Origin of the sequence: Alcaligenes sp. Lyrl_28 (assembly GCF_051948705.1) — a bacterium.
GTDB classification, from domain to species: Bacteria; Pseudomonadota; Gammaproteobacteria; order Burkholderiales; family Burkholderiaceae_B; genus Alcaligenes; species Alcaligenes ammonioxydans.
Genome location: NZ_JAYJLG010000002.1, coordinates 77,070 through 88,426, shown reverse-complemented (window position 1 = coordinate 88,426; position 11,357 = coordinate 77,070). Strand labels below are relative to the sequence as shown.

At 57.6% G+C, this 11,357-nt stretch carries 7 protein-coding genes; 3 read left to right on the top strand and 4 right to left on the bottom strand.

Annotated elements, in window-relative coordinates; genetic code table 11:
* Positions 1–7 precede the first annotated feature (7 nt).
* From dcd to apbC, 4 genes are all read right to left on the bottom strand, one after another.
* Complete coding sequence (dcd, locus tag VF694_RS04990; RefSeq protein ID WP_003803918.1) at positions 8–571, bottom strand: dCTP deaminase; 564 nt, start codon at positions 569–571, stop codon at positions 8–10.
* Between the two features lie 127 nt (positions 572–698).
* On the bottom strand, positions 699–4,748 hold the full coding sequence (locus tag VF694_RS04985) for a translocation/assembly module TamB domain-containing protein (protein ID WP_440163862.1): 4,050 nt from the start codon (positions 4,746–4,748) through the stop codon (positions 699–701).
* Entirely contained in the window at positions 4,748–6,526 is a 1,779-nt protein-coding gene (locus tag VF694_RS04980; RefSeq protein WP_415302143.1) for an autotransporter assembly complex protein TamA, read from the bottom strand. The genes VF694_RS04985 and VF694_RS04980 overlap by 1 nt, the downstream gene beginning before the upstream one ends.
* A gap of 6 nt (positions 6,527–6,532) precedes the next feature.
* Positions 6,533–7,618 (bottom strand): iron-sulfur cluster carrier protein ApbC, encoded by a 1,086-nt coding sequence (apbC, locus tag VF694_RS04975; RefSeq protein ID WP_003803924.1) that lies wholly within the window; start codon positions 7,616–7,618, stop codon positions 6,533–6,535.
* Positions 7,619–7,720: 102 nt separating this feature from the next.
* Between apbC and VF694_RS04970 the strand changes: the two genes are divergently transcribed.
* The 3 genes from VF694_RS04970 (at position 7,721) to VF694_RS04960 (ending at position 11,356) form a co-directional block, all read left to right on the top strand.
* Entirely contained in the window at positions 7,721–7,978 is a 258-nt protein-coding gene (locus tag VF694_RS04970; protein WP_440163860.1) for a hypothetical protein, read from the top strand.
* Between the two features lie 216 nt (positions 7,979–8,194).
* A complete protein-coding gene (gene metG, locus VF694_RS04965) occupies positions 8,195–10,264 on the top strand; it encodes a methionine--tRNA ligase (protein WP_440163859.1) in 2,070 nt (689 codons plus the stop codon).
* Positions 10,265–10,459: 195 nt separating this feature from the next.
* Positions 10,460–11,356, top strand: coding sequence for a cation diffusion facilitator family transporter (locus VF694_RS04960; RefSeq protein ID WP_003803929.1), 897 nt, complete (start codon positions 10,460–10,462; stop codon positions 11,354–11,356).
* Position 11,357: the final 1 nt, after the last annotated feature.

The window sequence follows — 11,357 nt, the reverse complement described above, 5'->3', positions numbered from 1 at the left end:
AGAACTCCTAGGTACGGGGCAAGGTGACGCCCAGCTGACCTTGATATTTACCGCCACGGTCGCGGTACGAGACTTCGCACACTTCATCGCTTTCAAAGAACAGCATCTGGGCACACCCTTCCCCCGCGTAAATCTTGGCGGGCAGCGGAGTGGTGTTGGAAAACTCCAGCGTGACATGGCCTTCCCATTCGGGTTCCAGCGGGGTCACGTTCACAATGATGCCGCAACGGGCATAGGTGCTTTTGCCCAGACACATCGTCAGCACACTGCGGGGAATACGAAAGTATTCAACCGTGCGGGCCAGAGCGAAGGAGTTGGGCGGGATAATGCACACATCGCCGACAAAATCCACAAAGGACTTTTCATCAAACGCCTTGGGGTCGACGATGGTCGAGTTGATGTTGGTAAAAATCTTGAATTCGTTGGCACAGCGCACATCGTAACCATAGCTGCTAGTGCCGTAGCTGACGATGCGCTGACCGTCCACACTGCGCACCTGGCCTGGCTCGAAAGGCTCGATCATGCCTTGGGCAGCAGCCCGCCGAATCCAACGGTCGCTTTTGATACTCATAAGAAATTAGCCGCCTTAAATCAGTAACCGGTTATTTTATCGTTTAGAGACTTGCACAAGGCAACTGCGATGCAAATTTGTCTTTGCACCACAATTGCCTGTCCGCTTTGCGCCAGACAAGTCCGCCTCAATCCTTCGAGAACCAGCGGTAAATCAGGGCCAGACCATTGACGGTGCCGATACTGACTTCAGCGGTCAGGCCCCGTGCCAGGCGGTAACTGGCCCGACCCACGGTGCCGGTATCGGCCATGGCCTGCTCCAGGCTGACCGAAAAATCAGCCGTCAATGCCTTGGTAATGGCAATGAACTTGCGCTCTTCGTTGCTGGTGCCGCTGTTCAGGGATTTGACCACACTTTCCACCGGCAAGATGCTGCCCGCACTGCCCAGATCGCCCGAGCGCATGGACACCTCATCAATACCGAACTTGCGGTAGAAAGGCTCGCCATCTCCCAGAAAGGAAGTGCCTACACTGAGCAGCAACGCCATATCACCACCGGAGTCATCCGGGCCATGGCCCAGCAGCAACCAGGACAGTTTTTCAACCTCGCTGACTTCTGGATAGGACACCAAGTCGATTCGAGGTTTGCGGGCCGTCCCCACTACCTTAACACCTGCCTCTACAGCCTGGCCGGTACGCAAGGCTTCAATGTCCAGGATCGGAGAGGTGATATCGCCCTGAAACGTCACCGTACCGCGTCTGAGCAACAGTTTTTGCCCATACAGTTCGATCCGCCCACCCCGAGTGCGCAAGGCCCCGATACCCGTCAGTTTGCCGTCCATCATGGTGATTCTCAGACTGCCCACCAGACCCGAGTTCACGCCATAACCAGTCAGGTAAAAACGGGGTCCCAGATCGACATCAATTTGCAGGCTCATGTCCGTCGTGGCGGCAGATGGCTCAGCGGCAGGCTCATCACCGGCCCGCACAATCACCACATCGCTGTCTACGGTGGGAATGCCGCCCAACATGTCCAGATTGAACCAGCCAGCATCCGCCACCACCTTGCCAGTAATGGCAATGCGGGGCAGTTCCATGTCCAGATTGATATTGCCGGAAATCATGGCGTAACGATCGGAACGCTGCAAAATGGGGAAGCGGAAAATATCAACATCAAACGCTCCCTGCTGGGTGCTCAGGTTCCACTGGCCCGCAACAGTCAGCTTGCCATCCTTGGCATCCGGGCTTTCTTTCAACCAGGTCGCCGTACGCCACTCCTGGGGCTCCACGCGTAAACGAGCGGGAAAGGTCAAGGACTCCAGCCTGAAGACATCGCCATCAAAACGGGCATCCAGCTCACCGTCAATCAGGCGAATACCGTCATCGAGTCGGGTAAAGCGCAGCTCGCGCCCCGTTACTGTGCCCCGGCTGGTCCAGGCCCATTTGGCGCCCACATCAATATTGACGTCCGCATTCAAACGCCCGCCCAACTCCATGGCATCGCCCAGGAACAGGCGTGTCCAGCTCAAATCATCAATATTGGCCTGAATGCTGACGGTTTTACGATCGTTTTCATTCAAGACCAGCCCATGAATCTGCGTCTGCGCCTTGGCGGTCAAATAGCCCATTTCCTTGGTACGCAGGTCCAGTTGAGCATCCAGGCGACTGCTGGTGGCCGAGACGGGCTTAGCGTTGACGACAACGCTCAGGTCTTGCAGACCCAGGGAGGTGGGCGGATCAGCAAAGACCTGCACATCACCGGCCACACGGTCTACACGCAACTGCCCCGACAAAGCGCCGGCAAACTTCAGATCCCAACGCGCCTGAAGATCAATCTCCGGGGGCTGGGTTTTCTTGTGCTTGACAATCCTGACACCCCCTTGGTCTTTGTCTGTGTTTTCCTCTATGCCCACCTTGCGCAGCAAACGGGCAATACGGGGCTCGGACAACACCAAGTCCCGGACCTCGCCGCGGCTGGCCCATTGGCCGGGCTGGTAGCTGGATTCCTGGTGCCGTAGATTGATCCACGACTCTCCGTCAACAGACGTACTCACCGTAGCAGCTCCAACCCGAACCGACCAGGGAGCCAATGGCTCGGAAGCCTGCGATGTCCTGCCGGCGTTGTCTGAGCGGGTGCCCGCCTTATCCGTCTGGCCGGGTTTGGCTTGCGCTGGTGACCCGGCTTCTCGCTGTGCGACAGCCTGTGCTGCCGCCTCATCCGACGTTGACAACGCCGTCTCATTCTTCGCCAACCCAGCCGCCTGCTGAGCGGTGGTGCCTGTCCTGTCTTGATCCCCAGAACGAACCTGTGTTTCCAGAGCGGGAGTCTTGGGCGCCCGCAACGCATCGGTAAAGCGTACAGGAAGAGCGGACTGCAAACGCAGTGCCACACCGGCATGATCGGCTACCAGCCGACTGACTTTTCCGTCCCAGTATGCCGCCTGGCCCTGTTCCGCAAAGTGCCAGCCGCCTTCCAAGGCCAGATCCGCCTCGGCCAGACCTTGACCCAACTGCCCTTTCGCCTTGCCGCCCAGATCGTACTGGGCAGTTAACTGCAAAACATGACGGGCGATGTCCCCGCGCAATTGGCCTTGTACCGACGCCTTGCCCAACTCCAGTCCAGGCCATAATTGCTCGGCGCGTGGGATACGGGCCAGCAAATCCAGTTCGGCTTTACCCGACATGCCGAACCCCCCTTTAAGCTGGACCTGGTTGTCTCCCACTTTCATATCCGTAAGCACCTCGGAGACATTCAGCAAACGCCACCAGTCGGGCTGACCTGGTTGAGCCGGCGCGGACGCCTTGGCCTTGATCTGTCCCAGAGCGGGTTGCCTGTTCCAACGGCTACCCTGCAAAAGCTGGATGTCTACATCTGCCCGGAGCAATTGTTCTTTATCGGCCAGCACCACATCGAACTGGCCTTGCGTATTGATCAATGCATCGGGCAGAACATCGCCCAACAAGGCGTGTAAATCCAGCTTGTCGCTGCGGAACTGGCCTTTGAAATGGTCCTGAACGTGCCCGCTGTCCTGCGTGGCGTCCCAGGTAAAGTCCGCGTCCAGCGTGGATTCATCCGGTAACTTCACCGCCAGCTGGGCCTGCCTGACCGGCACGGAAGCCAAGGGGCTCAAATCTGCCTGAACATCCAGGCTGTAGCCCTGACCCTGCCCCGTGAGGGACAAGGTCGCTTGCTCCAAAGAGCCATCCAGCTTGATCTGAGCATTCACCACACAATCAGGCAAGGGCTCGGGCTCAGGAACAGCAACCGGCTCCTTGATACGCTCGTCAAGCACCACGCCTGTACCGTTTGACGGTGCAGAACGGATCAGCCCCGCAGCGCCCTGAGCATCATGGTGCTGCTCGGGAGCGGCTGCACCCTGAGCCGCTGACGCTCCCTTTGAGTCAACAGACGGGCTGGCGGACGTTTCCGTCGCCTTGACTGAGGTTTGCGCGGTAGCGGGCGCTGCGCTGGCAGAGCCAGTCACGTTGCGGGACGAATCAGCGGGGGCTGATTTTGTCGCGGGTGCGCTGGTTTTGTGAGGCTGCGCATAAGCGGGCAGATACTGCTTGGCACAAATGGGCGACTCTGCAGTTAAACCACGCGCAATAATTTGTATATCAGCTCGTGCCGGGTAGGGCGCCTCCAAGCCCGCCAGCTCCACCTCGCCTTGAAAGCCGGCACGAATGGACTCGTTGGCCACCATCAAATCGTATAGGCGTAGCTGCGCACGGTCCGACTCCAGCGCCAGCGCCGAGGACAAGTCCGCTAGGGCCACGGGCAAGGGGGTGCCATCCTGGGACAACAAAAACTGGCCAAGTGCCAGCTTGTCTACCGCAATACTGACCGGCAGCTGCGGCATTTTGAACGGTTCATCAGACTTGGGCGCATCCGACGTGCTCAAGGCCACATCTACTTTATGGGCACTTAACTCCACCACATGCAAGCGGCGGTCCCACAATTCGTCCCAGTTAGCCTCCAGGCGCAAACGCTCGATATCGATATGAGTATCGGGCAAGCCCAACACCAGATGATCGATGCTCAGCCCATCCCAGATGGTTCCGCGCACACCTTGCGCGCTGCCTTGTACATAAGGCAAAGCCGTGCGCAGCGCCCAGCGTGTCCCCACCTGACTGGCCAATACCCAGTACAAAAAGCCGCACACCAACAGCAGGGCAACCACAATGAAAGGGATGCCCCATAAGGCGAAATACCGGAACCAGCGCCGAACCCAGGCCATTAAAATGCGATTCCCAAAGAAAAGCTCAAACGGACACGCCTGTCTCGCTGACCATAGGCCAGATCAAGATTGAAGGGCCCGGCTGGAGTACGAACCACAGCCCCCAGACCGTAACCCCAGGCTAAATTCATATCACCAAAGCTGGGAGCGGCATCGCCCACGTCCACAAACGCCCGCATGCCATACATGCTGGTGAAAAAGTGCGTATATTCCACACTGGCAACTGCCATGGCAGGCGCACCAATCACAGCCTCGCCGCGTTGCAGACCAATACTTTGATATTTGTAGCCCCGGATACTGCGTGCGCCCCCGGTGCGATAACCGAAATCCGGCGGCGTCCGATCCGTCATGCCCCACACTTTGCCGACTTCGCCCCGTATGGACAAGACATCCCGATCTCCGATGGGCCACCATTGCTGCAAGCGCAAGTTGCTGCGGTAGAAGCGCTCGCCTCGATCCAGCGTGATACCGGCTCCCAGGCCAAAGTCGATCAGATTACCGTCTCGTGGATCGTATTTCTTGTCCACGTCACGACGCAGCCACTGCCAGGTTGCAATCGCAGACGGTGTTTCACGGGTCGGCAAACCGATGATCTGGGTTTTATCCCAGGCCCCCAGCAAGCCCCACTCGGTCTCGTACTCGACCCGACTATTACCTGCTGCCTTGCGCTCCTGCCGCAGTTTCCAGCCCACGGCGGCGCGCTGCGTATCCAGACCCTCAATGTCAGAGCGGTCGTACAAAAGCCCAAAACTGTTTTTATAGCCGCGCAGCGTCGGCGGCAGATGGACGTCATAAAAAGCACGCTGACGCTTTTTATCCACGCCAATGCCCGCCTCTGTCCAAACAGGCAGGCCAAACACAATATTTTTCCGATACAGGCCTTCAACTCGCAAACCGTGGTCACTGTCCACCCCCAAGGAGCCCGTAAACTGCTTGGAAGGCGCCTCCGTGACCCGCACCTGAACGGGCAATTCCACGTCCCCATCAGGCAGCTCTTTTTTCTTGCTGGCATCCTGATTCAAAGTAACAAAAGCCCCCCGAAAAAACGTGGTGGAAGCCAGGGACTGCTGCCACTCATCGAGCTTGTCCTGATCGTAGGGGTCGCCGGGGGTGTAACGCACATACCGATCCACCAGGGACTGCGGTACCCGTTTTAGCCCCGTCATCTCCAGCGGCCCCATGCGAACCCGCGGCCCACTGTCCACCTTCAAGGACAGATCGGCCACGCTTTCATCGGCGTAGACAGTGGCCCGCGTGTCCACATAACGCGCGTAATAAAAATCCTGGCGCTGCACGCTTTCAAGCAAATCAGCCTTGGCCGACGACCAGACCGAATTGAGAAACGGATCGTTTTTTTTCAGGGGGAAGCTGGCCTTGATGCCTTCAAGGCGCACCTCATACTCCGGCTCCTGAATCTTGCCTTTGAAATCCAGATTGACATCACGCACCCGCGTGAGCTCCCCGGGACGGATAATGATGTCCCAGTATTCTCCGCCCGCGTCCTCCCCCACTTCCAGGGTGACCACGGAATCAAAGTAGCCCTGCGTCTGCAAGGCAGAAACAGTCGCGTCATGCGCCCGGCGACGCAAGCGCGTGACTTCCCCAAGATCCTGGTCCTCAGCCAGCCGTGTGATCGCACCGACTGCACGCTGGATTTCCTTGAGGGCCTGGGGCGGCACGCCCCCTGGATCAATAATGACCTCAGGGACAGACGATTGCGCCCAGGCACCAGGGCTCAGGACCAATGAGAACAGCAGGCAAAAGCCGGATTTGCGCATACGTGCTCAAAGAGGACGGGGAACAACCTTGGGGCGCTGCCCCGACGTATCAGGTGGCAACTGAGACACGTTGGCCGACACGCGATTGGCAATCTCGTGATACAGGCGGGCCTCGGGGCTGTCCGCATTGGCAATGACGGTAGGTGTTCCGGAGTCGGTCTGCGCACGAATACTCATTGCCAAGGGCAAGGCACCCAGCCAGGGCACGTTGTACTGGCTGGCCATATCGCGGCCACCATGCTGACCGAATACCGGGTCAGCGTGACCACAGTTCGAGCAGATATGAACCGACATGTTCTCCACAATGCCCAGCACAGGCACATTGACCTTCTGGAACATCTTCAAGCCTCGTTTGGCATCCACCAGCGCCAGATCCTGAGGCGTGGTGACAATGACCGCACCAGTCAACGGTACTTTCTGAGACAGGGTCAGGGCAATGTCACCGGTCCCGGGAGGCATGTCGATAATCAGGTAATCCAGGTTGTCCCAGCGCGTCTGTGTCAGCAATTGGGTCAAGGCTTGAGTGGCCATCGGGCCCCGCCAGATTGCAGGAGCGTCTTCGTCCAGCAGAAAGCCGATGGAGTTCGCCTGCAGACCATGGCCGATCAGCGGCTCCATCATCTTGCCGTCTGCGCTACGGGGACGCTCGTGCAAACCGAGCATCGTGGGCACGCTGGGGCCATAAATATCCGCATCGAGCAGTCCGACCCGGGCACCTTGCATATGCAGGGCCAAGGCCAAGTTCACCGAGGTGGTGCTTTTACCCACGCCGCCCTTGCCCGATGACACCGCAATAATGTTGCGGATATTGGGCATGGGGCGCAGGCCCTCCTGCACGGCATGCACGCCAATGCGCGGATTCAGGTGCAACTTGGACAGGGTGGCACCCACGCCTGCCAAGGCCTGCTCAATGCGTTCACGCAGTTGACCCTGTATGTCATAAGCCGTGTAGGGCAGATGCAAGGTCAGTTCAACCTGATTCTGGTCAATGCTCAGTTCGCATCGACCCGCATCGACCGATAACTTCTTTAACGTGTTGGGATCGGTCACACTCGCCAGGGCTTGCAACACGCGCTCAGAACTCACTGTCATTTATCCAAAACCTTGATATAAAGAAACATCACCATACCTTTAAACCAGAAAATTAGCGGTTCAAGGGGAATTTTTTTACACTTATGATGTCATACTAACCCTATGAACACATTTAACCAGATTATCCGCACAGCCCTCTTTGTCTTGCTGACAATTTTCGGTGCAATCATGGCGTTTATCTTCATGGTTTCCACTGCTATTGCGATCGGCATTTTATACATTGTGGCGCGTATTAGTGGCCGTCCTTTCGGTGTCAAAGCCTATTGGGATCAGCGCCGCCGCCCCGCTACTGCCAGCAGACAGTCGTCCTCACCCCGTTCGCGTGATGTGACCGACATAGAGATGCGCGAGATGCCTTAACAGTTCTTGACTGTTTATCCTGTATTGGACGAACAGCAACACTGAACAGGTAGGCTTTCGAACACCCTGAGTCCGCAAAGGCTCAGGGTGTGTGCATTTGTGTGATTCACACTGCCTGATCGGGCTTGGCCCGTGTACGTTTCTCTGTCTTGCGCAGCACAAGTGGGCAATAGACCGTAGAATCCTTGTTCCCTTTCTCTTTTATTGTGTTAAGTCATGTCACGAACGATATTTGTTACGACTGCCCTGCCGTACGCCAACGGCTCGTTTCACATCGGCCACATCATGGAATATATCCAGGCCGACATCTGGGTTCGGTCCATGCGAATGTCGGGACATACGGTACATTTTGTATGTGCGGATGACGCTCATGGCGCTCCCATCATGCTTAAAGCAGAAAGTGCGGGCATCACCCCAGCGCAACTGGTTGACAAGATTGCGGCGGAACGCCCCAGCTATTTGAACGGTTTTCACATCAAGTTTGACCACTGGCACCGTACCGACTCGCCAGACAACGTCGAGCTGGCCCAGGATATCTACCGTACGCTCAAAAGCGCCGGTTTCATCGATACACGCACCATCGAACAGTTCTATGACCCAGTCAAAGGCATGTTCCTGCCCGATCGTTACATCAAGGGCGAATGCCCCAAGTGTCACGCCAAGGACCAGTACGGCGACAGTTGTGAAGTCTGTAGCGCGGTCTACGCCCCTACCGAACTGATCGAGCCTTACTCCACCCTGACCAATGCGCGTCCGGTGCTAAAGAGCTCGGAACACTTCTTCTTTCGCCTGTCCGACCCGCGCTGCGTGGCCTTCCTGCAAGAGTGGACCACGGGCAAGAACGCCCAGGGCAAGCCACGCCTGCAATCGGAAGTATTAGGCAAGACCCGCGAATGGCTGGGTACCGGTGAAGGTGCTGAGGCCTCCCTGAACGACTGGGACATCTCCCGCGACGAACCCTATTACGGCATCCCGATTCCGGATGCACCCGGCAAATATTTCTACGTCTGGCTGGACGCGCCTGTTGGCTACCTGGCTTCCCTGAAAGCCTACTGTGCCAAGGCAGGTCTGGACTTTGATGCCTTGCTGGACCCGGAAGGCAACACGGAGCAAGTCCACTTCATCGGCAAGGACATCGTGTACTTCCACGCCCTGTTCTGGCCTGCCATGCTGAAGTTCTCCGGCCGTAAAGTGCCTGACGCACTGAACGTGCACGGTTTCATCACGGTTAGCGGCGAAAAAATGTCCAAGAGCCGTGGCACGGGCATTTCGCCCCTGCGCTACCTGGAACTGGGCATGGATGCCGAGTGGATGCGCTATTACATGGCCGCCAAGCTGAACTCGCACGTTGAAGACATGGACTTCAACCCTGACGACTTCATCGCCCGCGTCAATAGCGACCTGATTGGCAAATACGTCAACATCGCCAGCCGTGCCGCCAACTTCATCAGCAAGCATTTTGATGGCAAGCTGGCTTACCAGGGTGACACCTCCGAGCTGCAAGACCAGCTCAAGGACGTTGCCGAGAAAGTCCGCGCCGATCTGGAAAGCCGTGAGTACGGCCGTGCCGTACGCCAGATCATGGCTCAGGCCGACCTCATCAACCAGGCTTTTGATACGGCGCAGCCCTGGGTCATGGCTAAAGGCATTGCGACTGCCGAACAAGCCCAGAAAGATGCGCTGCAAGACATTTGCTCGCGCACCCTGGCTGGCTTCAAGGGCTTGTCCGTCATGCTGACCGCCATTTTGCCTACCCTGACCGATCGCGTGGCGCGTGAACTGTTCGGCCTGGACCGCAGTTTTGTATGGGATGACGTGGCCGCCCTGCCCGATCACATCGCTCCCTTCAAACACCTGATGCAACGCGTCGACAGCGCCATGGTCGATGAGCTGCTGGCTCCCACACCCGCCCCTGTCGTGCTGCCCGGTGGTGAAGCCATTGCCGACACCATCGACATCAAGGACTTCATCAAGGTGGACCTGCGCATTGCCAAAATCGTCAGCTGTGAAGCCGTAGATGGTTCGGACAAGCTGCTGCGTCTGAGCCTGGACGCGGGCGAAGGTCGTTTGCGCCAAGTGTTCTCCGGCATCAAATCGGCCTACCAGCCCGAGGATCTGATCGGCAAGCTGACGGTGCTGGTGGCTAACCTGGCTCCTCGCAAGATGCGGTTTGGCGTATCCGAAGGTATGGTTCTGGCAGCCAGCCACGCGGATGAGGCCGTCGATCAAGGTATTTATATTCTGGAGCCATTCCCCGGCGCTCAGCCCGGTATGCGCATCAATTAAGACGCATTCCTGATACGCAAAAAAGCCTCGTCCCAAAGCGAGGCTTTTTTGTATCTATAAACCAAAGAATCTGTTCAAAACAAGCGGTTCAAGCCCTTGGGGCGCCCCTGCCTGCAGGAAAGCCGATACACTCTCTACCTTGAAAGCGCTGTATTGATACACAGCCTGACGCTCTGGCTGCAAGGACCTTCTGGCATGGAAAATCTCACCCCCTCTGATCTGGATCGGCACCATGGTGCCCAGCGTTCAACCTGGGTCAGTGTTCTGGTCAATATCAGCTTGAGCCTGCTGCAAATTGTGGTGGGTATCTTCGCCCATTCCCAGGCCCTGATTGCCGACGCCATCCACTCCCTGTCCGACCTGTTCTCGGACTTTGTGGTGCTGATTGCCAATCACCATAGCCGTCGCGGCCCCGATGCCGACCACCCCTACGGACATTTGCGTTACGAGACCGCTGCCACCTTGGCGATCGGCGGTTTGTTGCTGGCCGTAGGCGCCGGCATGCTCTGGAATGCCATCTCTTCATTGCGGGACCCCAGCAGCATTGAGGCCGTCCATCCCGTTGCCCTACTCGTTGCCTTTACCGCTCTGTGTAGCAAGGAGCTCCTGTTTCGCTACATGCTGCGCGTGGCAAAACGTCTGCGCTCAACCTTGCTGGTTGCCAATGCCTGGCACGCCCGCTCCGATGCGGCCTCCTCCCTGGTTGTCAGCCTCGGCGTCCTGGCCAACCTGGCAGGCTTGCCCTTGGGCGACCCTTTGGCCGCCAGTATCGTGGGCTTGATGATTGTGCGCATGGGCTGGAAATTTTCTATCGGCGCGTTTCATGACCTGACCGACAAAGCCGTTGATCAGGAAACCGAGGAGCGCATCGCCAAGCTGTTACGCGAGACACCCGGGGTGGAAGGGATACACCAGTTGCGCACCCGCAAACTGGGCGACATGATCTGGGTGGAAGTCGATCTGGAAATGGACGGCACCTTAACGATTGCCCAAGGCCATGCCATCGCTGTGGCGGCAAGAGATCGCGTCATGGCTGAAGAGCCGGTACTGGATGTAATGACGCACTTTGATCCGGTCACCCCCAAACAGTAAG